Origin of the sequence: Kurthia sp. Dielmo (assembly GCF_000307285.2) — a bacterium.
GTDB lineage: Bacteria > Bacillota > Bacilli > Bacillales_A > Planococcaceae > Kurthia > Kurthia populi.
This window is the reverse complement of sequence record NZ_HE578957.1, coordinates 29485-53699: the sequence shown is the minus strand read 5'-3', so window position 1 is coordinate 53699 and position 24215 is coordinate 29485. Positions and strand designations below refer to the sequence as shown.

Genomic DNA, 24215 nt, shown 5'->3' with positions numbered 1-24215 from the left:
CTCCTTCATACAGACATTTTTCTTTTATTGTAGCATACTCTTTCTAAGATTGAGTAAAGACATAAACGATATAAATCGCAATTAGTGCAAGAATTACCGCAATCGTCACACGAATTGGTGAAATTGGTGCGCGGCCACCTACCTTACCTGTCTGACCATTAACCATGAATTGATATACTTTTTCTTTATAACGGAATGATGACAGCCACATGGGTAGCATTAAATACTTGTACGTGATTTGGTCATGTGTCGTTGAAAACTGCAAATTAGCTACTTGAGATGCACCGTGTTGGCGTAAAATACGCTGTGTAATTTCTGACTCAAGTGTTGCGTGGATTTGTCGTTGCGCAATGCCCCAACCTTCATCTAAGCCAATACTATAGCGCTCCGCTAAAAAACCAGATAAATAATCCGGTTTATATGCTTTATTATCGGTCGTATTATATGGCTCTACTTTTCGCAGTAATTCACCGTCATAGCGTTTTGACGCAAGTACAAGCTCGTCATCCACAAAACGTTGATATACGCCTGATGTACGGTACCAATCGATTTCTGTACGCATATTGCCTTCACGGTCCTCTACAATGCGTGTAATACCGTATGCTGCCGTATAATGTGACATCGTATTGGAATCAAATGTCCAATACGGAATATACACGCCACTAAAAGCTTCTGGCTTCGCTGATTTTTTTGCGGCACTCGGTGTGAAAAGACGTCCTTTAATCCATTTTTGAAAATTAGAACCCGCTTCTTTTTCAGTAACATTAAATGTACAGACACCATTTGGTGCTAGTGTGTCAATCGTGGAAGCTTCCATTACTTGATGAGAGCCACAATACGGGCAGGTGTCTGCCACCTGAAGTGCATCATAAATGGACTCTGCACCGCACTCTTCACAAACGAGTGTCTTTTTGTCAACGCCCCAATCATAACTTTCCCGGCGATCTGCCGCCTCAAAATCCATTTCTTGCGCTGTACGCTGTGCTTCTTTTTCTGGCGTTGCAATTTCCGCCTCATAGCCACAGTACGGACAGGTTAATTTCCCTGAGCTTGGGTCAAATGCAATCGAAGCACTACACATCGGACATTCCGTATTGAAATCGACCTTTACTTCTTTCACATTATCTTCATGTTGTTGTGTCATATCAAAGCCCTCCTATTGATTGAAGGCTTGGCCACATTCCGGACAAAACTTCGGTGGTGTTTGGCCAGCAGGGACTTCATAGCCACAGTTTGCGCATGCCTTTGCTGTTGGTTTTGGTTTGCCACAATCCGAGCAGAATTTCCCTCTATTTTCAGTACCACAGCTACATGTCCATGTGTCTTTTTCAGGCTTCGATTTACCACAATTCGAACAAAATTTCCCGCTATTTGTTGTACCACATTCACAGGTCCATTGATTCGCCTCATTTTGTTGAGTTTGTTGCTGTTGCTGAGTTTGTGCACCCATTTTATATAAATCTCCTGCATTCATACCACCAGCATTTTGCGCCATGCCCATACCCATAAAGCCACCAATAGCACCATTTTCATTTTGCGCGGCTTTCATCATCGCATCTGCCTGTGCACCAGTAATTTGCGCGGCACCCATCGTTGGGTCACGTAATGCTGCATTTCGTTGTAATTGCTTAATCATTGCTTCATCTTCATCTGAAGCTTTCATCGTACTGACACCAATTGTACCAACTTTAATACCACGCGTTTGCTCCCATTTTTCAGACAAAACTTTATTTAAGGCATTCGCTAATTCAATCGTATGAGCAGGTACTTCGCTATAACGTACGCCTTGCGCAGAAATTTGTGCAAAAGCAGGCTGTAATGCCGTCATCATTTCAGATTTTAATTGTCCATCAATGGCATCACGCGTAAATTGCTCTGCCACATTCCCTGTCACATTTGTATAAAATAAGAGTGGATTCGTAATACGATACGAATATTCCCCGTGACTACGAATCGAAATATCAATATCAAGTCCAATATTGCGGTCAACTACACGGAATGGAATCGGTGCAGGTGTACCATATTTATTGCCCATAATTTCTTTTGTATTAAAGAAATAAATTCGTTGGTCCTTCGCTGGTTCTCCACCAAATGTAAAACGTTTGCCGATTTCTTTAAATGTTTCTTTTAAGTTGTCCATGAAGTTGCCATCATAAAAAATACTTGGCTCCGTTGAAGTGTCGTACACAAATTCACCAGGTTCCTGACAAACTTCAACTACTTTTCCTTGCTCAATAATGAGCATACATTGCCCATCATTGACAGCAATGATTGAACCATTTGAAATGATATTTTCATTGCCTTTATTTGAACCGCGTTTTGTTTGACGTCGCATTCCTTTTTGTACTAATACATCTGATGACATCGCCTCACAGTAAAAATAATCGCGATATTGATCTTCTAAAACACCTTTTGCTGCATCTAATCCTGCTTTAATTAATCCCATCGTAACCCCTCCTAAATCATCGTTAACCAAATTTTAGCATTATCTAATCGTTGTTGCCATGCACAGCTATACGTTTTTTTCACAAAAAAAGAACGCTATGAAGCTTCATAGCGTTCTTTTAAGATTATTTAAGATGCAAACGTTAAAATGACAGTATAAATTAATAACAGACCATTTAATAGACCACCCGTTAATAAGTAAATCGCATTCTTTGCTTTTACTGCAAATACAAGACCTACAATTGTTAAAGCAAGGAATACAATAGCAAACAGTAAAATCGGCATATGTACACCACTTAGGATGAACAATGCCAGGACTGCGATTACACCACATAGTATGGAATACATTCCAAAACGATTCATTAAAACACCTCATGACTCATTATACTATGCTTTTAAACTACCTGTCACCTTTGTTAAATGTGCGATAATTGACTCACGAGAAGCTGTTACTGTGCGTTCTCGCTCTTCATCTTGGACGATTTTTTCTTTTGCACGCGCAGCTACTTCTAGTGCAGCCTCTTGTGGTACAACGACTACACCATTAACATCCCCCACAATAATATCGCCTGGCTGTACCGTTGTTTTGCCGATTGTTACTGGAATATTCACTTTGCCTCCACCATTTTTAACACCTGCTGCTGGTGTGATGCCTGTCACGAATACTGGGAAATCTAATGCCAGCACCGCTTCAACATCACGAATAGCACCATTAACGACAAGGCCACCGATACCCAACTTCTTCATCATTCCAATAACGAAATCTCCAGCAACTGCACGCGACGTATTATTTTCGATATCAACAACTAAAATATCACCAGGTTCTGCATGTAACATTGCTTCCATCACTGCACCATTTTCATAAATCGGCAACTTTACCGTCACTGCCTTTCCGGCAATATGATGGCGTGCATCGAGCACTTTAATAGTGGATGGCAAATGATTCTTCCCCTTTAACGCATCACTTACCGCAGTTGTTGGTAATGTCTGAAATACTTCGTTTGACATGTAAATTCCTCCCATCTATATGGTTTAACAGTAGAATTAATTGAATATTTTGTCAAATAAAAGTAAGAAAGCAGCTAGAACTATTTTGCTGTTTTCTTATCGAAGCTTACATCGACGGTGTACATAATTCATTCAAACAGTATTCTAACGCATCATCAAATTCTTCTAAAGATGAAAACAGTTTGCGTATGCCCATCGCACGTGACAATAACCGATTAATCGACTTTGTATAACGTCTTTGCTCAAGCGCAATCTCCGCTTTTTTCCATTTTAATTGACCTGTTTCATCGGTTAATGCTAAAAATAAACGTGCTAGTTGGTCAATATCACTATAAATCGTCGTTTGTTTATAAAGTTCTTCGCTCGTCAGTTCATTAGGCGTTGTTAATTCCGCAGCTTGATCAAAGCCAACGATAGCCAATTGTTGATGCTTAAAAATAATATTTTCAGGTTTTAAATGCCGATGCACATAACCTTGTTTATGAATTTTTTGAAGTAGGCTACTAACTTTTTTAATAATTCGTAACGCATCTAAAGCAGCATATGGTCCATGTTCAAGAATATGTTCTCCTTCCATATACGTCATCATAAAAAAAGGAACTTTTCCGACCATCCCATTGCCTAACCAAGTAGGTACATACGCTAAATCAAGCGCTTGCAATACTTGTTGCTCCTGCTCGAAGCGTTTTTTATATTTTGTACGATTTAACGTGCGCTTGCGCATTCTTTTTAAAACAATTTTTTCATGTGTTCGGCGATTTTCTACTAAATATAAAATACTGGTGGAGTTTTTTCGCAATATTCCACAATACGTAAAGGGCGTATCTGTTGCGATATACTCTAAAAATTTTTGATTCGTCGACAACTCTTGGAAGTTTTCCAGTGTCTTCTTCATTTTCTGACCCCTCATATATACCGAATTCGATGGCTAAATTTATTTTTCTATGAAAACAATCTTTTTTTCTATTTTATTTACAATTTTACTCAATCTGTATTTTAATTCTATCTGACTTTTAATCCTTTTTCAATATAACTTCTTTGCCTTTTTATGTAGAATTCCAAAAGACGCCTATTATTCTTAGACATAATAGGCGTCTTTTGCGTTACATATTAGTGGAAACGTTTACGAGATGGTTTCTTTTCTGGCCATTCACGTAATGTTTTCTTTTTAATCGCATATTGTTGTACGCGGTAAGTACCTTTCGCACTTTCAATTGATTTATCCATTTCTTCAATATATTTATCTTTATGACCTTGCTCATAAGCAATTAATGCTTCAATTGCATGGTCCATCCATAATTGAACTTGTGGAATTTCACGCGCCATCCCGAATTTACCCATATATACTTCACACTGCGCTTGGTTAAATCGTTTTAATGGACTCTTTTTCATTGAACCAACAACTGCTTTTGCTGTTGTTAAATCCTCTTCCAAAATCGCTTTGCGGAATTGGAAATCAGATAACGTATCTACATTTTTACGGTGCTTATGTAAGATGCGTTCAATTTCATCTAATTCTTGCTCTTTAGTACCTTCCAATAACGTAATAGGGTATTGGAATAATGGATCTGTTTTTTGCATACGCATTAAGCGTAAAATAAGTTTCGTATTCTTACTTGATGTAATCACATATGAATAACCAGCTACAAGTGCAAACGCTAATACAGCGAAAAATCCGACTGCATATTTCGTTGGCACACCTAAATAAATAGCTAGCATCCCTAGTGATACAGACACTAAGTAGAAAATGACGAGAACAACAATATTCATACTCTTTTATACTCCTCTGTCTAATAGGCAAATGCCCAGTATCTCCTTAATAGTAGCAATATCCTATATGAAGAGCAATGGATATCCGGTGACAAATTGTTACCAATACGTTGGGTATTTACGCGTTTGTCGCAAATTATTAATCAGTAGTGCCATAATAACAACAAACACTGCGCCCGTTAATACAGGGAACAATAAAAAGCCCCAATTGTGACTGCCTTCCAGCATAATTACTAATGGATTGGCTGCTGCCGGTGGATGCATCGTACGTGTTAGCATCATTGCTGCTACCGCTAAAGCAATTGTAAGCCCGACAACAACAGCATGATTCCCGGCCAAATGATACATACTAAGTCCAATCGTTGTCGATAAAACATGCCCTACAATAATACTTCGTGGCTGGGATACCGGTGCTTGCCATAACCCAAAGGCCAGCGCACAGCTACCACCAAATGATGCCATGATCCACTGGGAATGCAAATGTTGCGTTAAATAGATTAACCCAGCGATTGTTATAAACGTGCCAATAAATGTTACAATAATATCTTTCATATAAACGGTAAATGGATTTTGTCCATTCCCTTTCATTTTACTGAAGTAGTTCATCCACATTTTCATCACTCGGTTCAGCTAATTTAATTTCATACAACATCATATCACTGAGGTCCCCCTTGTAGCTCAGCTTTTGCTGATCAATTAGTGAACGCACACGATATTCTAAAAAAGTATCACCGGTATAATCGCGCATTGTGCTATACACGTCACCTAGTAATTCAGCTGCTTTTACATAGCTGCCTTGTTGTAAATCTGCGACATGCTCTAAAATAAAATCATCTAAAATCGTTTCATCAAACGCTTTTAGTTCCCCTGCCTCAAATAAATGGAGCTTCGCTTCGCTCATTAACCACAGCTTACCTTCTTCTTTAAGCTCTGTAACTTGTTGTGCCGTTAAATGCGTTGGCGGTAGCTGCGCCATTTTTGATAATAACTCAGGTGCTACCTCGCCTGTCGTCCGTGGAAAACCTGGTGTGTCATGTTGTTCAATATCTCGGTATCCTTGGTATGTATCCACTAATTGAATCGTATGCACTTGTGGCAATGCCGCCATAATAATTCGTGCGCCTAAACGCTCCGCAGAGTTTGCACATGTCCAAATCACGACATCTTGCTCCGCTGTTAAACGTTTTAAATCACGGAAAGACTGCATCATTTTACGCTTCATTTTTTTAAATTCATTATATGTATCATGTAAGTTTTCTTTAAACCACGCGTAACGCGCTTCCATCCCTTTCCACGTATCAAGCGCCTTAATAGGCCCCATTGATAAGACATCTGGAAAAGCAATAACCCGTTCATCTAATGCTTGCTTAAGACTAAGACAAGCTGTACGTCCAAAGACAATATGTACCGTAGACGTATCCCATTCTAATTGGTGTTTTAAATGCTCATTAAACCATATTTCATCGTTTTCATCTAATTCCATATATAAATCCAGCAATAAATTTTTTGCTTGATTCTCTGAAAGCTCATCAATTTTTTGTTTCATTAAATCCGATTTTTCCATACTAAAAGAGCCTCCTTCATGCATTATGCATCATCCAAATATCGCCAATTTCAATGATAACTGTTTTTATTGTACAACACCTTTTTCATGGAAAGAAGAAAAAATTTTAACGGCAGATGCTTTTTCATAGGCAAAAACACAAAAAAAGAACGCCGATTCGTCATGAATCTGGACGTTCTTTCTCATCATATACCACTCATTTATTTTAAATTTTTCGCTAAAAATGCTTTTGTCCGTTCATGCTGTGGATTGCCGAATAATTCGTCTGGTGTACCCGCTTCAACGATTTCGCCGCCATCCATAAAGACAACTTTATTGGCCACACCCCGTGCAAAGCCCATCTCGTGTGTCACCACAATCATCGTCATATGCTCTTCTGCTAAATCTTTCATAACTTTTAATACTTCGCCTGTTAATTCTGGATCAAGTGCAGAAGTTGGTTCATCAAATAATAAAATTTCGGGATTCATCATTAGCGCACGCGCAATGGCTACACGCTGCTGTTGACCACCAGATAAGCTTTTTGGATACGCTTTTTCTTTATTTAACAACCCAACTTTTTGTAGTAAATCGGCTGTCATTGCTGAGATTGTAGTCTTTTTACCAGCCATTTTTGGAGCCAGCTCTAAATTATCTTTGACCGTTAAATGCGGGAATAAATTAAATTGCTGGAACACCATGCCCATTTTAGATGTCGCCTTTTTAATAATTTCTGGACGTTTATACACGCCATCCTCGACAAAGGCTTCATCGGCAATTTTAATTGTACCGCCGTTAATTTCTTCTAAATGAATTAAGCTACGAAGCATCGTACTTTTACCAGAACCTGAAGGACCGATAATCGCAATGACATCGTTTTTTTCGACGTTAAATGTAATATTTTTTAATACTTCATTATCGCCAAATGATTTTTTTAAATTTTGAACTTCAATTAATGACATGTCAATGTCCTCCTATTCGTATTGAAAGCGACGTTCTAACCATTTGAAGAAAACCGTCAAAATAATCGTCATGATTAAGTAAATCGCACCTGCAATAAAGTACGGTACAATCGAGAAATCTCGGTTAACGGCTGTTTCAGCAAAGTGTAAAAGCTCTGGTACAGCAACCGCATATAATAATGCAGTATCTTTAATTAATGTAATCGATTCATTGGCAACCGATGGTAGTGCTACGCGGAACATTTGTGGCAAAATAATTTTACGCGTTGTTTGAGATTTTGATAAACCAAGTACCTTCGCTGCCTCGTATTGACCTTTATCAATTGACAATAAACCGCCACGGAAAATTTCAGCAAAATAGGCTGCATAATTTAAAATGAAACCTAAGCAAGCCGCTGCAAAACGGTCAATCGTTAAATATTCACCGATTCCTGGAATCATCGGTAGACCAAAACAAATAATTAATAATTGTAATAAGAGTGGTGTCCCACGCATAATTGTTACGTAAATTGTTGCAAGCCAAGAAAGTGGCTTCACTTTACTGTTAATCGCAAGCGTTAATAAAAAGCCAATTGGCACAGATACAATAATTGCGATAAAAAATAATAGCAATGTCATTTGCGCGCCTTCAAGCATAGGCATAATGACGGATGACCAATAATCTGCCATCGATAGTTCCTCCTTTATAGTGAGCGAGAATAGGGTTTTGAAACGAGGGAAGGAGATGCCCGTTGTTGGACATCCCCTTCAGAAAGATACGCTATTTTAGAACTTTGTTTTCACCAAACCATTTGTCTGAGATCTCTTCAGCTGTACCATCTTCGTTCATTTTATCTAAAGCTTCTTGTAATTTTGTTTGAAGGGCTTCATTCCCTTTTTTAATCCCAACACCATATTGCTCAGGTGCTAAGGATTCATTCATGATTTTGAATGTATCTGGTTGTTGCGTCATATAGTAATCAATTACTACTTGGTCAATAACAACCGCATCTACACGTTTCGCTTTTAAATCATTTAATGCTAATACATTATCTTTAAACTCTGAAACGTTTTTTACTTTTTTGCTAATCGCATTATCATTGAATGCGTCAAGTGCAGAAGATTGTGCTTGTACACCGATTTTTTTATTTGTTAAATCTGTTAATTTCGCTAAACTAGAATCTTTTAATGTAACAAGTACTTGTGCGTTTTCTAAGTATGGTTTTGAGAATAATACTTTTTCTTTACGCTCGTCTGTAATTGTATAGCCGTTCCAAATTAAATCAATGCGTCCACTTGCAAGCTCTGATTCTTTTGTTGACCAGTCAATTGGTTGAAACTCAACAGCCATATCCATATGTTTTGCTGCTTCTGTCGCTAAGTCAATATCAAAACCGACAATGTTGTTTTTATCATCGCGGAAACCCATTGGTGCGAATTTGTCGTCAATCCCAATTACTAATTTGTCTTTGCCTTCTGCTCCTGATTTTTCATCAGATGAGCCACATGCTGCAAGAACCGAAACAATCCCTACTAACATGAACAGCAATGAAAAAATACGTTTCATGCAAAATGCCTCCTATTTCATATCCTATTCTCTAGCTCTTTACCATTTACTTTCGTCTGCTAAATCACTAATGTACTGAAATATTATCACGAGCCTGAAAAAGTGTCAACGGTTTTCAAAAAATCGGAATTTTCTGTTTTTAATATATCCATTATAATTTCCAAATGGCGAATTTTTTGGATTATAATAGAAGAAAAAGCAACGCGTACTTCGTTACACGTTGCCTTATTTGATTAAACATCTCTTTTTTCGCCTTTTTCATTGATGCCATCTTTATTAAAACCTTGTTGATCAAAGCTGTATTTATCTAAACCTTCTCTTGAATACCCTTGCTCATCTAACGGAGTCCCATTTTTGTGCATGCCGTACTCATTAAACCCAAACACATCATATGGGCCTGCTGCTTTGCCTTTTGGATCGTATGCCTTGTGATTCGTATAATCCCGTCTCGGTGAAAAAGTTCGCTTTTGTAGCGGTTGTTGTGCTACTGAAATTAATTGTTGTTCTAATTTTGTCAATGGCTGCTGCCGTTGATTTAGCTCGGCTACTTGTTGTTCAAAGCGCTTTTTTCCGTATTTATCGAAGCCTTCCTGATTATAACCATTATGGTCATAGCCCGATGCATTATAGCCTTGTCTATTAAAACCAAGCGCATCATACCCAACCGCATTATAACCGTCATCATTAAACATCGTCCCATTACGATGCCGACCTTTTTGATTAAAGCCACGCACATTATAGCCCTGCACGTCAAAACCACGTGCATTATAGCGTTTCCCTTCTCTTGTAAAGCCGCGTCGATCAAAGCCTTTTTGATTAAAGCCACGCGCATCATAGCCTTGGCGATTGTAACCTTGACGATCAAAACCATCTCGTTTAAAGCCAGCTACATCGAAACCTGCATTGTTATAGCCGTCTTGCTTAAAGCCAGCTGCATTATAGCCCGCATGATCATAGCCATCATAATCGTAGCTTGTGCCGTTTAAATGCAACCCTGCTTTATTAAAACCTCGTTTATCATACGTGCGCTGAATACTTTGATGTTCTCGTCGCTTTTTAAAAAATTCCATTGCCGTCACCTCATATGCTGTTTCTATTTTTATCGTGATAAATAGCGCGTCATTTAGGATTCACAGTGGAAATGTCTCTTTCTTTTTTAGCTAAACTATGTTAAATTACTCTTTGTGTCTTAATTTAGAACGGAAAGGACTTAAGCGTATGAAAGCGAGCGATTGTATTCATTATTATGTCGTCGAAAAAGACGGCCTTTTTTATTCTCATGGCAGCATGTTCACAATGAGCCAAGAAGCTGCCTATGCCTTCACTAATGAAGAAGCGGCTGCACAATTAGCACGTGAGCATGACGCTTCAGCTCAACATTTGTCAGTAAGCTATGGAGAGCTAGAAAACTTACCACTAGCGCCTGAAGACTGTATTGAACTCGATTTTTTAGAAGCAGTTTTCTACTAATTTAAAAAGAGTCCCCTCCTCGTAATAAGGAAGGGGCTCTTTTTATAGATGTTTATTGTAAAACGTCATTGTAAAGTGGGGCAATATGCGTGATGAATTTTTCTGCGTCCTCACGTGTAGCAAGCGTTAGCGTTACACTATGACCTTGTTGCTTTAAGTCGCCTTCAATCGCATAAACGGCCATTTTTTCGTGTAAGCCTTCCATTGTAATTACACCATAATGTTTTAAAATGCTTACGTCTAATAAATCAAATGGCTGACGGTCAGGTGTCATCGCATAAATTTTTGTCACGCGACCGGTTTCACGTTCTGTTAACATATTATTTACTGTAAATTTGTTTGTCACTCTATCTCTTCCTTTATTTCATTATCTGTTTTATGATGCCATAGTATACTGGCATTTGTAAATGCTACGCTGCGTAAGTATAGCCATCTTTTCCTTTTTTCTTTGTTTTATACAGCGCATCATCTGCCCTTGCAAATAAACTATTTTCCGTTTCATCCTCACATTGTTGAATTGCTCCACCAATCGACGTCGTCAATAAGTTCCAGCATTCACCTGTTTTATCATGGACGCTATTCATAATTTTTTGCGAAAGTTGTATCATTTTTTGCTCTGTAGCCCTCTCTAAAATAATACCGAATTCATCTCCACCAAAACGAACTACATAGTGTCCTTTTTCTATATTTTGATGCAAAATCTGTGCAAATTGCTTTAATACTTCATCTCCTACTGGATGTCCAAACTGATCATTTACTTGTTTAAAGTTATCTAAATCCATTAATAATAAACCAATTGGATATTTTTGTTTGTGTTGCATCATTTTATGCATTTGTTGTAAATAAAATGCACGATTATAAACATTTGTTAAAACATCATATGTTGCTAATCGTAGTGGGCGTGTGAAAATTTTAAAGATAATTAATAACGCCATAATTGATGTGACAAAAGCTACAGCAAGCATTACTTCTAGCTGTCTACGACTTTCTTTTAACATGGCCATTTCCGTATCATTCGTATAAGCAGTGTATATCACTCGATCTGTTGAATTTCCACGTCGATTTTCTGCTGTATATGGTTTAAAACGATAAATCATTTTTTTACCATTTTTAAGTTCACTCTCATAGCGTTGTGCTTTACCACTTTCTACAGCTTTGTTGTATGTTGATTGCCATGTTTTTGGCATATCATGAATAGATTCTTTATCATCGGATGACTCCAAAAAAAATCCTTCACTACTAATAATACGAATATCTTTTAAATCATTATATTTTTCTTTTAACGATGCAGATGAATCAAAAAAGTTAAAGGATTTAAATAGTTGTGTATCACTTAATGGCACGCCTAATTCTAATATATATTGATGATCTGCCGTAGCAATATAACCATATTTCCATAAATCTTTCGTCGCTGCTGAATTATCCAAGCCATCCGATACAAATGTCTCTTGTGCACGTCGCTCATTTAATAACTTGGCAAATTTTTCACAACACTCATTAAAATCTAAACCTTGTGCCGGTTGATAGGTTGTTTTAATAATTGTATTGGTTGTATCAATTATGTAAAACTCCATTTCTGTACGTTCTTTAATCGCTGCAATGTCCCACGTTTCAACTTCGGGATTCTTTTTATAGTAATTGCGCAGTGATTTTAATTCTTTCTCCATCTTCTCTGTATATGATTCATCAAAATATAAATAGGCTTTATCAACCGTTTGCATATCTGTCATGACATTGTTCTCAACTAAATTCCAAAGCTCTTGCTGTTGATTTCCTTGCATTTCTCGTAACATCATATAATTTAACCAACTAAATACTGCAATTAAAATGGCCGCAAAAATAATTAAACTTGCAAACACATTCATATATAAGTTTTTCATTCTACGACACCAACTTCCAAAAATCAATTACTTTACACTCTATTTTATATCATTAATTGTTATAATGTTATTTTTTTGAAAATAAAATATCGTTAGACAAAAAAAGGAAGCACGATTCATCGCACTTCCTTTTTTAAAAATTATTTTTTTGTCACAGTAATTGTCCATGCAGCATCGCTTAATGCTTCATAGTTTGATACGGTATGACCTTCTTCTGCAGCCCAGCGTGGAATTGATTCTGTCGCTTGTGTACAGTCGAAATTGATAACTAAATCGTCCCCTGATTGTAAGTCCTTCATCGCATCTTTTGCTTCGATTAACGGGAATGGACAAACTTTCCCTGCTGTTTCTAATACTTTTTTCATTATTATTTCCTCCTTAAATTAAGCGGCGCGTTGTTTTGTTGGGCGTACAAACACAAAGTATGACGCTACCCAAACGCCTAAAATCATAAATACTAGCGCAATCCAGCCTTGCCAAGTCATCATTGCTGTCATTACTAAACCGTTACCGATTGAACATCCACCTGCAAGACTTGCACCAATACCCATTAAAACGCCACCTGCTGAACTTGTCACCATCGTTTTAGCATTTGGTACACGCCAGCGGAATTCACCACTTGCTTTCGCCGCAATGAATGAACCGATAAATAAACCTAATACTAAAAACATACCCCAGTTTAAAAATTGATTATCTCCTGTTACTGCATATTGTAAAATATTAGCCGTCGGTACTGTAACGCCAAGGCCAAACATACGACCTGTGGCTTCTGATACAGGCCATGCAATTGCAGCAATCAAACCGACCAGTACAGCTGTTACAAAGGGACTCCAGCGCTTTTCAAATAAAATATGCGCAAGTCCTGATTTTTTTGGCTTTAATTGTGGAATTTTCACTTTTGGGCGACGTGCATAATTTATTAGCACTACTGACACAACAAGCACAAGCACAGCAATCAGTATCCATGTGTTCACATGAAGTGTCTCAGCCATCGAATTATTAACGACACCTGCAGAAGATACAGATGTTGTAATCCCTGCAAGTACACCTGTTTTCATCATCGCTGCTGTCAGCATATAAAACCCAAGTGCAGCCCAACTACCAATAAGGCCTTCACCCGCACGATACCAAGTACCGGTCGCACAGCCACCCGCTAAAATAATACCGATACCAAATACAAAAGCACCACTTATAATCGCAACTAATGAAAATGTGCCTGCTGTAAATTGAACTTTTCCAGCAGCAATTAACGCGTAAACCATAACGCTTTGTACAGTAATTGCCAGTAATAACGCATAAAACATACGATTATCTTTTGCGATATACATATCACGGAAACCACCCGTTAGGCACCAGCGACCACGTTGCAACACGAAGCCTAATAGGGCACCTACAAATAGACCTGTTAAAATCATAAATGTCATTCGTCTAAACTCCTTCAAAACCCAGTAAATTTATATGATTTATTATAGTAAATCATTTGAATATTGCAACGTGATTTTATACATTTCCTACAAGTTTACTTATAATTAAGCGATTTTATGTAAAATCGAGTAGTTGAAGCAAAAAGAAAAAAGGAAAAACTTTTTCAAGTTTTTCCTTTTTTGCAAATTATTGAACGCGTAATTTATAATAATATTCCGCTTCACCTTTATATCCTTTTTTACCAGAGCCGTCCCATTTCGCTGTATACGTGTAATAATAAATACCTTTATCTTGCGGTGCGAATAATAAAGAACCTTTTAATTTTTCTTTCCCTTTTTTTCCTTCTTCTGTAACCCATTCTAGTTCACCTGAAGTCGGACGATCTTTACTATCAATTGCGAGTGTTAACGCTGTCCCCATTGTTGCTGGAATAGCTTCTGCTTTTTCTAATGTTTCAACGATGTCCTCGCCTTTTTCGCAGTTTTCTTTTCCTTCTACTTCCCAGCAATAATCGCCTAAAACACCTTTATCTTTATTATTCGTTGTCATCAACTCACTTTTGGGTGGTTGTGTGACATCTTCACCGCAACCAGCTAGTAATAGCCCTGTTGTTGCAAATGTTGCAAATGCCCATTTTAAACCTTTCATTATCTAAATCTCTCCTTATCTATCGTTCAGTTCTTCTCTATTATAGCTTTTCTATTTCAACTCTAACAGTCGCATTACAGTGGAAAATGACACGTTTCTTCAATTGTGCGACAATCCACACAATTTCTACAAAAAGTAACAGCATTATTTTAATTCCGTTATTAATTTGGCCAATAACGCAAAGCGCTTTGGAATTTCTGATAACACAATATGTTCATTACTCGCATGCATACCTTCACCAATAACCCCTAAACCGTCCAATGTTGGCGTAAACTCACTCGTAAAATTCGCATCACTGCCTCCACCTGCCGCAATTTGTTTTACAATATAATCAAGTTCTCCAGCAATAGCATATGTTTCATCAAAAATATGCTCGGTGCTATCCAAACGTGGCATTGGTGGACGATCGACACCGCCTGTAACGGTTAATGTAATGTCTTTACGCGTTGGTTTTAACTGTTTAAAAAGGCGCTCGATATGACTTTGTTGATGCTTCGTGAGCACGCGCACATCAACACCTAAGTGAACACGCTCAGGAACGACATTTTTGGCACTACCACCTTGAATAGTCCCAATATTAACGGTTGTGCCAAGTTCTAAATCCGTCAAATGACTTAAATGTTCAATTTGCTTCGCCGCTTCGATAATAGCACTAACGCCTAGTGTAAATGCATTCCCTGCATGCGCCGCCTTTCCAGTGATCTCAATATCATACGATAAAATGCCTTTTCGACTTGTCTTTAGCGCACCACTTGCCTCTGGTGGCTCTAGCACGAGTGCTACTTTACTTTTTTTCGCCTCTTCCTTAATTAATTCACGCGATGTTTTACTACCAACTTCTTCATCACTATTAAAAATACAGACGATTTTATAAGGGATACCTATCTCTAATTCTCTACAAGCTTTCAATGCCCAAACCGCCATCACAATACTCGATTTCATATCTAAAATACCGGGTCCATACAATTTATCGCCGTCTTGTTTTATTGGAAATACCCCTTTTTTCCATACCGTATCATAATGTCCAACTAGTAATAATTGTTCTGCGCCATCTCCGTACTCAAAACGTAGATGGCTACCATGCTCTTGTTGTGGAAATTCTTCTGCACGTTGTTTGAATTCACGCATTAGCAATTGTTGGATTGCCTCTTTGCATTGATTGGCAGCATCACGATCTATCGATGGGGATTCTTTTTGAACGAGCGTTAAAATGTCTTGTTGAATCTCTTTCATATGCATTGTCATATAATCATAAATTCCAGTCATCTTTACCACTCCTTTATTGCCCTTTATACCCGAAAAAAAGAAGGAATCAAGCTATCAGTAGCCCAATCCCTTCTTTTTTATTTAGGAGATGTTTTCTTTTTGTTCTTTAATGCGGGATAGCCCATTAAAATCGCAATAATCGCCATCACACCCATCAAGAGTGGATAAATTGAATATACTTGCCACATACCGACTGTCGAAATACCGGCAATACCAGCAGCAGCTAGTAATTGCGGTGAATACGGTAATAATCCTTGCCAGAAGCTGGCGAAAATATCGAGTAAACTCGCTGATTTACGTGGATCCACTTCATATTTATCAGCAATCGTTTTTGCTAATGGACCAGCCATTAAAATCGCAATGGTATTATTTACTGTCGCAATATCAACAACTGAAACTAATGAGGCGATGCCAAACTCAGCGCCTTTTTTTGTTTTTACACGCTTTGTTACGATTTCTAATAAATAAGCAAGACCACCATGATGTTCAATCAATGCTACGAGCCCACTAATTAAAATCGCAATAATCGCGATGTCTTCCATACCGATCACACCGTCGCTTACAGCCTTGATAAATGTTAAAAATGTATACGAACCATTCATAAAGCCGATGACACCAGACAATACAATGCCAATGACTAAAACGAGCATAACATTTAAGCCTGCTAACGCCACAATTAAAACAATTAAATACGGTAACACTTCTACAAATGAATATTTTGCTACTTCTATAGCATCTGCACTACTGCCTGCTGTTAACCAATATAAAATAATACAGGTTAAAATCGCAGCTGGTAACACGATAAAGAAGTTCACTTTAAATTTATCACGCATATTCGTACCTTGCGTACGTACGGCAGCAATCGTTGTATCTGAAATAATCGATAAATTATCCCCGAACATTGCACCACCAACAACCGTCGCCATAGCGAGTGCCATCGGAATATCTGTGCTTTCTGCAATCCCAACACCTATTGGCGCAAGTGCAACGACTGTACCCATTGAGGTACCCATTGATAAAGAAATAAAGCATCCAATAACAAACAGTCCTACTAATAATAAACTTGGTGGTACAAAGTCTAAACCTAAATTTACCGTTGAATCAACGGCTCCCATCCCTTTCGTAACACTTGAAAAGGCTCCTGCTAACACGAAGATGACGACCATCAACATCACATTTGAATTGCCGGCACCTTTCGTAAAAATTTCTACTTTCGTTGCTAGTTTTTCTTGTCGATTCATCAAAAAGGCAATTATACAGGCAATTAATACCGCAACATTTAACGGCATTGCCGTAAAGTCACCACTAATAATCCCTGTGCCAATAAATAACACGATAAACGCAACGAAGGGCAATAGCGCCCATTTATTTGCTCGCTGCATGTCATTCCTCCATTAATTAAAAATAAGACAGTTTATATCATACGCCAATTCAAGAACAGTGTAAATTTTTTGTTTTTTCAATTTTTTTATATATAAATGCAAAAAGACGCATAAAAACGCGTCTTTTTTGTACTACTTCACTTCAATTTGGCCCATCATACCATTATCCTCATGCTCTAAAATATGACAGTGGAACATATACATGCCTTCGTATGGGAATTTAACCGCAATACGCGCTTTTTGACCGGGCTGTAAAGTAATCGTATCTTTATAGCCTTGTAAGCTTGGTTCTGGTTTTTCACCATTCACACTTAGTACTAAAAACTGCGTACCATGAATATGGAAAGGATGAATCATACCGCCTTCATCGGTAATAGCATTGTCAATTTCCCAGACTTCTGTTTCGCCTTTTTTCTGTGTGAAATCAACACGCTTTTCATCAAATTTTTTGCCATTAATCGTCACGTTCTCACGCATGCCTTCCATTTTGACAACTTTTGTTGGTTGTTGCTCTAAAAGCGCTTTGTCTACTTTAATCGTATTGAGTTTTGTCGATGCGTTCACTGCCGATTTAGTATCGTTTACATCAATCGGTAATAACACAACATTTTGGTCATTTACTAGTGATACACGCTTTCCTTTCACTTTCGATAAATCAACTAAAATCTCTGCACGTTCACCCGCACCTAATAATAATTCCTTCATTTTTTGTGGTTTATTTAAAAAGCCACCATCTGTCGCAATTTGCGTAAAGGCCATATCATTATCAAAATGGACGTTGTAATTGCGCGCATTGGAGCCATTTAACACACGTAAGCGAACTAATTTTTTCTCTGTTTTTAATACGGGATTAATAACGCCATTGATCATCATTGTATCCCCATAAGTGCCGTCAATATTGGCCACTTTACTATAATCAAGCTGTTTTCCTTTAACGAATGCACGGTCTTGTAAGATGATTGGGAAATCATTTTCACCGTAATCTTTTGGCAAATCAAGTGCTTCTGCATTGGCATCCTCAATATACAAGAGCCCTGCTAGCCCCTTATACACTTGCTGTGCTGTATTGCCCATTGGATGCGGATGATACCAAAGTGTCGCTGCCTGTTGTGTCACCGTAAATTGAATTGTTTTTTCCTCACCTGGTTCAATTAAAGCATGCGGTCCACCATCTGCCTTACCTGAAACTTCTAACCCATGCCAGTGGAATGTTGTTGCTTCAGGTAAATCATTTTTTAAATGAATCGTCACATGCTGGCCTTCTTTTAAGCGTAATGTCGGACCAAGTAAATTACCGTTATAGCCGTATGTTTTTGTTTCATAGCCGTTAAATAGTTCCGTTGTACCGGCTTGTGCTGTTAACGAATATTCGACCTTCTTCCCTTTTTCACTATCCGGCTTTATTACTGCTGGGAATGTTAATGTATTTGTTCCTTTATTGTCCTTTAATACGAGCTGCTCATGGTCCATCGAGCCATTTTGATGCATATTCGCCATCGAATGTTGATGTTTTGAGGCTTCTGTTGTATGATCTGTTGCTCCATCTTCATTGCCGCATGCTGCTAATAATGCTGTGCCGACAAGTAATGATGCGATGAGTGTTTTTTTCACGTCTTCTCCACCCTTTCATTGTGACTATAGTATACCGAAGAAATATGAATTGTATATGAACAACTATCGACAATTTCACAAAAAAAGAAGGAATCGCGCTCATGCGCAATGCCTTCTCTTTTTGACTGAATTTGTTTTTATTCTTACCTCAACCTACTTAATGTACGTGGTCATGATCGTGATGATGCTCTTCATTTAAGTCACAAATCAATTCATTATGATGCGTTGATTCACTTGATTCAAACTGCACCGTTATATGCGTAATATTTTTATGCTGTAATTTATGCTCTAAATCGTCTAATACTTTTTGTGTTTCACGAATCGTTAAATTATCATCTACAACGATATGACAGCTCAGTGCATTCGTACCGCTTGTAATCGTCCAAATATGCAAATCATGCAGACGTTTTATAGCAGGTGTCTCCTCAATCGCTTTAACGATGTCATCAAACACTACATTTGTTGGTGTTCCTTCCATTAAAACATGAACCGAATCTTTTGTTACGGCAAGACCGCTTCGTAAAACAAGTACCGCAACAATAATACTTGCTAACGGATCTGCCCAACTCCAGCCAAATGCCATAATAAGCAGTGCCGCAATGATAGCACCAAATGAGCCTAGCATATCGCTGATGACATGCGCCAATGCTGCACGCATATTCAAATTATCATGTGTATCGCCACCGCGTAGTAAAATGAACGCTACTAAAATATTCACAAGCAAGCCAATAATAGCCACAATCAGCATTCCAGTAGTCGCAATTTCTGCTGGTTGCATAAAGCGCTGAATTGCCTCAAAAAAAATAAAAATGGCGATTGCAATTAGCGTAACACCGTTAAAAACAGCTGCTAAAATTTCAAATCGTTTGTAGCCAAATGTTTTCGTCGTATTCGCTACTTTTTCGGCCATCGCAAAAGCGGCAACCCCGACACCAAGTGCAATCGAATCGCTTAGCATATGCCCTGCATCAGATAATAATGCCAAGCTATTGGTCATAAAGCCACCGATTACTTCTACGACCATGTAGGCCGTAATAATAATAAAGGCAATTAATAATGTTTTTTTGTTTGCGCCATGTGTATGGTCGTGTCCATGGCCACCGTGACCATGATCATGTGAGTGTCCCATAAAACTCCTCCTAGCAGTGAGCGGCGTGCTCAATCATTTGTTTTAATATTTGCATCACATGCTTGTCAGCTTGTGAATAATAAATGCTTGTTCCCTCTCGACGAGATTTTACAAGACGCATATTTTTTAAAAATCGTAATTGATGTGACACAGTCGATTGTTTTAATGCTAACTCGTCACTAATTTCATTCACTGCATATTCTCGATCAAATAACAAATATAAAATACGAATACGCGTCGGGTCACTAATCGCTTTAAATGTTTGCGACACGATAAATAGCGTTTCTTCATCTAATTCCTGCGTGAAATCTATCGTTGGTTGTACATCCATACCATCACCTCTTATGCTTATATGATTATATGTTCATATATAGTATATTTCCACTTAACGTTCCTGTCAATGTATTTCATGCATTGATTTACTAATTGAAAACTAAAAACAGCGCCGTTTACCAATACGATGGTACGCGCTGTTTCACTGCATCTATTCGGCACGAAATAACGCCAAGGTTTTGGGGATTTCTAGTAATGTGGTTCCTTTTTCGATGGCTTCCACTAAGCACGTAATGGCAGCTGTTATATTGCCCATTTCATGTAAAATTAATGCCTGCTCATAAAGCGCTCGGTCAAGGCTAGGAGCTAAGCGTAGCGCGTGCTCACTTGCTTGTAGCGCCCATTTATAATGCTGATGCCTACGCAGACGCCTCGCCAAATTCGTCATATATTCAGCAGATTCGTAGCGCCGACTACGAGGAAATGCTAAAGTAACGGGTTGCTCTGCAAAAAAATTGTTCAAACACATGACGAAGCTGTCCTACTTCCTTTAAATAAAGCGGGACACGGTGCCCTGCATATGGCAGCGCTAAAAAGGTGCACTGAAGTAGTGTATTCTTTAAATTTTTTCATAAAAGCGCCCATCTGTCGCATTTTTTACATCGAGTAATAAGGTAACGGGTGCGCTAACAATCGGAAATTGTTTATACGTTTGCTTTCCTAAATTTCGAGGCGAAAATGCAAGAATTTTCACATTCGGAATAACGGAACCTAAATACAGCGCACAATAACCAGCAAGGCTCGTGCCATAAGCAAAGGTCTTATTATAATTTTTAAAAATAGCGGCTGTTAATGCCTTGTAGTACGCCTGTGAAATATCTTCATAATAATAGTCGATATGATTACGTCGTAATGCAACGATGTCTAGTTGTTGATTATTAATATAATACCTTGAAAAAATCGGGTCATCTACGGTTAATTCCACCGTATCAAATGCTGCCACAATCCCCCGAGCGATGCCCTGCCATTTATAAAATTCAAGTGTATAGTTCGCCGTTTTATGCACGATGTATTTTTTATAACCATCTACTGAAAAAAAGTCGGCATGCTTTTTGGAATCATACAATGCTTGTGCACATTGTTCAAAAGAGTGCGCCTGCTCACGATTTCCTTGTAAAATCTTTTCCACACTTAGATGAAACGCTTCTTCAAATTGCATATAAATCCCTCCTTATACTGGATGATTGTTTTTCTCTAGCATGATTTTCATGCCACTTCTATGAAAAATACAAATTCCGTAATTCAAAATTTTCAAAATTATATCATTAATGAATGGCTAACGGGAATAGAAAAATTTTCTATATTCACGATAAATCATTGATTTTACGGCATTTAGACCTTATTATGGAGGAGAGTAATGGCGAGGCTCACGCAAAACACGAATGAAAGTAGACCTGCTTATAAAATTATTCGATAATTTCTATAATTCTATTTTCATGCGTCCCATTACAAACCTGCATACTATTATGAAAAAGAGGCGACGTTTATGCATAAATTAGCAGCTCAATTAAACGACACATTACAACAACAAGCACCAACTGTTTTGGACATGCTTTCAAACCTTGGTAAAGAAATGTACTACCCAACAGAAGGTATTTTATCGCAATCTGCTGAAGCAAAATCAGCTAAAAAGTACAATGCAACAATTGGTACTGCACTTGAAAATGGCAAACCGATGCACCTTAAAGTCATTCAAGATACACTTTCTGCATACGAGCCAAAAGATTTATACCCATATGCTCCTCCAGAAGGAAAAGCAGAGCTTCGCCAAGCATGGCGTAAAAAAATGCTGAAAGAAAATCCTTCATTAGAAGGCAAAACTTTCGGTACACCAATCGTAACAAATGCGTTAACACATGGTTTATCAATTGTCGCAGATTTATTTGCTGATACAAATGATGCCCTCATCATTCCCGATAAAAACTGGGAAAACTACGATATGGTATTCGGCATTCGCCGCGGCGCAAACGTCGTTACATACCCACTTTATAATGAACAAGGTCTTTTCAATGCCGAGGCATTAAAAGAAACAATCATTGCACAAAAAGATGCGACTGGTAAAGCAATCGTTCTATTAAACTTCCCGAACAACCCAACTGGTTACACACCTACTGCTGCTGAAGGTGAATCAATCGTACAAGCGATTAAAGAAGCGGCAGAAACAGGCGTAAAAGTTGTGGCGGTAACGGATGATGCGTACTTCTCATTATTTTTTGAGGATTCCATTACAGAATCATTATTCGGTAAATTAGCTGATGTACATGAAAATGTATTAGCTGTCAAAGTCGACGGTGCTACAAAAGAAGAATACGTTTGGGGCTTCCGTGTAGGGTTCATTACATTTGCTGCACAATCACAGGATGTAATTCATGCACTAGAAGAAAAAGCGCGTGGTATTATTCGTGCAACGATTTCTTCAGGTCCACACCCTTCTCAAACATTCGTCTTAAAAGCGCTTGAAAGCAATGAATTCGACGCACAAAAACAACAAAAATTCGATATTATGAAAGGCCGTGCTTTAAAAACAAAAGCCGTCCTTGATAGTGGTAAATATGATGATGCATGGAGCTACTACCCATTCAACTCAGGTTACTTCATGTGCTTAAAACTTAAAACTGTCTCTTCAGATGCACTACGTAAAGTAGCATTAGAACAATTTGGTGTTGGTGCGATTGCACTTGGTGACACGGATTTACGCGTTGCCTTCTCTTGTATTGAAGAAGATGGCATCGAAGAATTATTCGATTTATTATATGCAGCTGTGAAAGAAATCGAAGCAGCAAACTAGCATTTTTTTAAGCGTTGGCATTTGCCAGCGCTTTTTTGTATGCTTAAAGAAAGGAGGGATTTTTGATGATTCGACAAGCAATACTTGGACATGCAATTGCCGATGCTATGGGTGTACCATTTGAATTTCGTGCGCGCGATACCTTTACGGTGACAGATTATGAAGGCTTTGGCTCGTGGGACGTACCAGCAGGTAGTTTTTCAGATGATTCATCGATGCTATTTTGTACAATGCGCCATCAAATTGAGCATAGTGACATCGATGACTTAAAGCAGAAATTTTGTGATTGGCTTTATAATGGCTACTGGACATATAACCGAAAAGCAAGCTTTGATGTCGGCAATACAACAAAACATGCAATTGATCGGTGGCTACAATATGGCTTTGATACGGAATTGCCTTGTGATGAGCATCAAAACGGCAATGGAGCCCTTATGCGTATTTTACCCGTTATGTTGGCAGCAAACTCGCATGATGACGTATTCCAATTAAGTCGCCGCTATGCACTGACTCATTTGCATATTCGGAGCATTTTAAGTTGCACATTCTTCGGTCATATCGTTTTAGCATTAAAAGATGGTCATTCATTTGCTGATAGCTTTCAGTTGGCACAACGCTACACACAGCCACATTTTATGACATTCCAAGGTGAGCGACCGCATTTTGCAAGATTAATGGACACAACAATTCTAACTGCTCCTAGAGAAACAATAAAAAGCTCCGGCTATGTCATCGATACACTCGAAGCGGTTTGCTGGAGCATGGCACAGTCTTCTAGCTATGAGCAGGCGATTTTCACAGCAATTGAGTTAGGTAGTGATACAGATACCGTTGGCGCACTAACGGGTTCTCTCGCTGGTATGCTTTACGGTCTACATCATATTCCCGCACACTGGATTCGTGAGCTTGCGCGAATTGATGATATTGAGCAATTAATTCACGAATTTGAGCAGCAAGTAATATCGTAAAAAAGAGGCTGGGACATGCGTATAAAAACAACCGTTCATAT

The 24215-nt window shown here is 38.3% G+C and carries 27 protein-coding genes; 3 read left to right on the top strand and 24 right to left on the bottom strand.

The features are described 5' to 3' along the window. Positions 1-43: 43 nt before the first annotated feature. The 12 genes from KTHG_RS05190 to KTHG_RS05135 all read right to left on the bottom strand — a co-directional run bounded on the left by KTHG_RS05190 (position 44) and on the right by KTHG_RS05135 (position 10344). On the bottom strand, positions 44-1144 hold the full coding sequence (locus tag KTHG_RS05190) for a TFIIB-type zinc ribbon-containing protein (RefSeq protein WP_139991935.1): 1101 nt from the start codon (positions 1142-1144) through the stop codon (positions 44-46). 12 nt (positions 1145-1156) lie between these two features. Next, positions 1157-2446: an SPFH domain-containing protein gene (locus KTHG_RS05185; RefSeq protein ID WP_139991933.1), complete on the bottom strand. Its 1290-nt coding sequence runs from the start codon at positions 2444-2446 to the stop codon at positions 1157-1159. A gap of 128 nt (positions 2447-2574) precedes the next feature. Continuing rightward, a complete protein-coding gene (locus KTHG_RS05180; protein ID WP_126989515.1) occupies positions 2575-2808 on the bottom strand; it encodes a hypothetical protein in 234 nt (77 codons plus the stop codon). Between the two features lie 24 nt (positions 2809-2832). Continuing rightward, entirely contained in the window at positions 2833-3453 is a 621-nt protein-coding gene (locus KTHG_RS05175) for an RraA family protein (RefSeq protein ID WP_139991930.1), read from the bottom strand. A gap of 106 nt (positions 3454-3559) precedes the next feature. Continuing rightward, positions 3560-4348 carry a protein kinase domain-containing protein gene (locus tag KTHG_RS05170; protein ID WP_186439497.1) on the bottom strand — a complete coding sequence of 263 codons (789 nt, stop codon included), beginning with the start codon at positions 4346-4348 and terminating at the stop codon, positions 3560-3562. Positions 4349-4563: 215 nt separating this feature from the next. Next, positions 4564-5223, bottom strand: a complete 660-nt coding sequence (locus KTHG_RS05165; protein ID WP_139991925.1) for a hypothetical protein — start codon at positions 5221-5223, stop codon at positions 4564-4566. 99 nt (positions 5224-5322) lie between these two features. Beyond that, on the bottom strand, positions 5323-5835 hold the full coding sequence (locus KTHG_RS05160) for an HPP family protein (RefSeq protein ID WP_139992726.1): 513 nt from the start codon (positions 5833-5835) through the stop codon (positions 5323-5325). Next, entirely contained in the window at positions 5813-6787 is a 975-nt protein-coding gene (locus KTHG_RS05155) for a DUF1835 domain-containing protein (RefSeq protein WP_139991923.1), read from the bottom strand. Before KTHG_RS05155 ends, KTHG_RS05160 begins: the two co-directional genes overlap by 23 nt. 200 nt (positions 6788-6987) lie before the next feature. Beyond that, positions 6988-7728, bottom strand: coding sequence for an amino acid ABC transporter ATP-binding protein (locus tag KTHG_RS05150; protein WP_126989510.1), 741 nt, complete (start codon positions 7726-7728; stop codon positions 6988-6990). Positions 7729-7740: 12 nt separating this feature from the next. Beyond that, on the bottom strand, positions 7741-8397 hold the full coding sequence (locus tag KTHG_RS05145) for an amino acid ABC transporter permease (RefSeq protein WP_126989509.1): 657 nt from the start codon (positions 8395-8397) through the stop codon (positions 7741-7743). Positions 8398-8488: 91 nt separating this feature from the next. Continuing rightward, complete coding sequence (locus tag KTHG_RS05140) at positions 8489-9274, bottom strand: amino acid ABC transporter substrate-binding protein (protein WP_126989508.1); 786 nt, start codon at positions 9272-9274, stop codon at positions 8489-8491. 233 nt (positions 9275-9507) lie between these two features. Continuing rightward, positions 9508-10344: a hypothetical protein gene (locus tag KTHG_RS05135; protein WP_139991922.1), complete on the bottom strand. Its 837-nt coding sequence runs from the start codon at positions 10342-10344 to the stop codon at positions 9508-9510. Positions 10345-10492: 148 nt separating this feature from the next. On the opposite strand from KTHG_RS05135, the gene KTHG_RS05130 reads away from it, so the two are divergent. Continuing rightward, positions 10493-10744: a hypothetical protein gene (locus tag KTHG_RS05130; RefSeq protein WP_139991920.1), complete on the top strand. Its 252-nt coding sequence runs from the start codon at positions 10493-10495 to the stop codon at positions 10742-10744. Between the two features lie 52 nt (positions 10745-10796). Here the strand turns inward: KTHG_RS05130 and KTHG_RS05125 are convergent, their stop codons facing one another. From KTHG_RS05125 to KTHG_RS05070, 12 genes are all read right to left on the bottom strand, one after another. Then, on the bottom strand, positions 10797-11090 hold the full coding sequence (locus KTHG_RS05125; protein ID WP_139991918.1) for a hypothetical protein: 294 nt from the start codon (positions 11088-11090) through the stop codon (positions 10797-10799). Positions 11091-11154: 64 nt separating this feature from the next. Next, a complete protein-coding gene (locus tag KTHG_RS05120; protein WP_139991916.1) occupies positions 11155-12624 on the bottom strand; it encodes a GGDEF domain-containing protein in 1470 nt (489 codons plus the stop codon). A 140-nt stretch (positions 12625-12764) separates the two neighbouring features. Further along, positions 12765-12989, bottom strand: a complete 225-nt coding sequence (locus KTHG_RS05115; RefSeq protein WP_126989503.1) for a sulfurtransferase TusA family protein — start codon at positions 12987-12989, stop codon at positions 12765-12767. Positions 12990-13007: 18 nt separating this feature from the next. Next, positions 13008-14048, bottom strand: a complete 1041-nt coding sequence (locus KTHG_RS05110) for a YeeE/YedE family protein (RefSeq protein ID WP_126989502.1) — start codon at positions 14046-14048, stop codon at positions 13008-13010. Between the two features lie 187 nt (positions 14049-14235). Beyond that, positions 14236-14697 (bottom strand): hypothetical protein, encoded by a 462-nt coding sequence (locus KTHG_RS05105; protein ID WP_139991914.1) that lies wholly within the window; start codon positions 14695-14697, stop codon positions 14236-14238. Between the two features lie 144 nt (positions 14698-14841). Further along, positions 14842-15963 (bottom strand): M20 family metallopeptidase, encoded by a 1122-nt coding sequence (locus tag KTHG_RS05100; RefSeq protein ID WP_139991912.1) that lies wholly within the window; start codon positions 15961-15963, stop codon positions 14842-14844. Positions 15964-16040: 77 nt separating this feature from the next. Next, positions 16041-17345: a Na+/H+ antiporter NhaC family protein gene (locus KTHG_RS05095; protein WP_139991910.1), complete on the bottom strand. Its 1305-nt coding sequence runs from the start codon at positions 17343-17345 to the stop codon at positions 16041-16043. A gap of 132 nt (positions 17346-17477) precedes the next feature. After that, the gene (locus tag KTHG_RS05090) at positions 17478-18956 is read right to left on the bottom strand and encodes a multicopper oxidase family protein (RefSeq protein WP_139991908.1); all 1479 of its coding nucleotides are present in this window, start codon (positions 18954-18956) and stop codon (positions 17478-17480) included. Positions 18957-19113: 157 nt separating this feature from the next. After that, on the bottom strand, positions 19114-20085 hold the full coding sequence (locus KTHG_RS05085; RefSeq protein ID WP_139991906.1) for a cation diffusion facilitator family transporter: 972 nt from the start codon (positions 20083-20085) through the stop codon (positions 19114-19116). Positions 20086-20095: 10 nt separating this feature from the next. Further along, the gene (locus KTHG_RS05080) at positions 20096-20416 is read right to left on the bottom strand and encodes an ArsR/SmtB family transcription factor (protein ID WP_126989496.1); all 321 of its coding nucleotides are present in this window, start codon (positions 20414-20416) and stop codon (positions 20096-20098) included. A 153-nt stretch (positions 20417-20569) separates the two neighbouring features. Next, positions 20570-20887, bottom strand: a complete 318-nt coding sequence (locus tag KTHG_RS05075; RefSeq protein WP_139991904.1) for a hypothetical protein — start codon at positions 20885-20887, stop codon at positions 20570-20572. A 90-nt stretch (positions 20888-20977) separates the two neighbouring features. After that, positions 20978-21577, bottom strand: coding sequence for a hypothetical protein (locus KTHG_RS05070; protein WP_139991902.1), 600 nt, complete (start codon positions 21575-21577; stop codon positions 20978-20980). A 327-nt stretch (positions 21578-21904) separates the two neighbouring features. On the opposite strand from KTHG_RS05070, the gene KTHG_RS05065 reads away from it, so the two are divergent. Together KTHG_RS05065 and KTHG_RS05060 are read left to right on the top strand one after the other, a co-directional pair. After that, positions 21905-23206 carry an aminotransferase class I/II-fold pyridoxal phosphate-dependent enzyme gene (locus KTHG_RS05065; RefSeq protein ID WP_139991900.1) on the top strand — a complete coding sequence of 434 codons (1302 nt, stop codon included), beginning with the start codon at positions 21905-21907 and terminating at the stop codon, positions 23204-23206. Positions 23207-23271: 65 nt separating this feature from the next. After that, entirely contained in the window at positions 23272-24174 is a 903-nt protein-coding gene (locus KTHG_RS05060; RefSeq protein ID WP_139991898.1) for an ADP-ribosylglycohydrolase family protein, read from the top strand. The last annotated feature ends 41 nt before the right edge of the window (positions 24175-24215 follow it).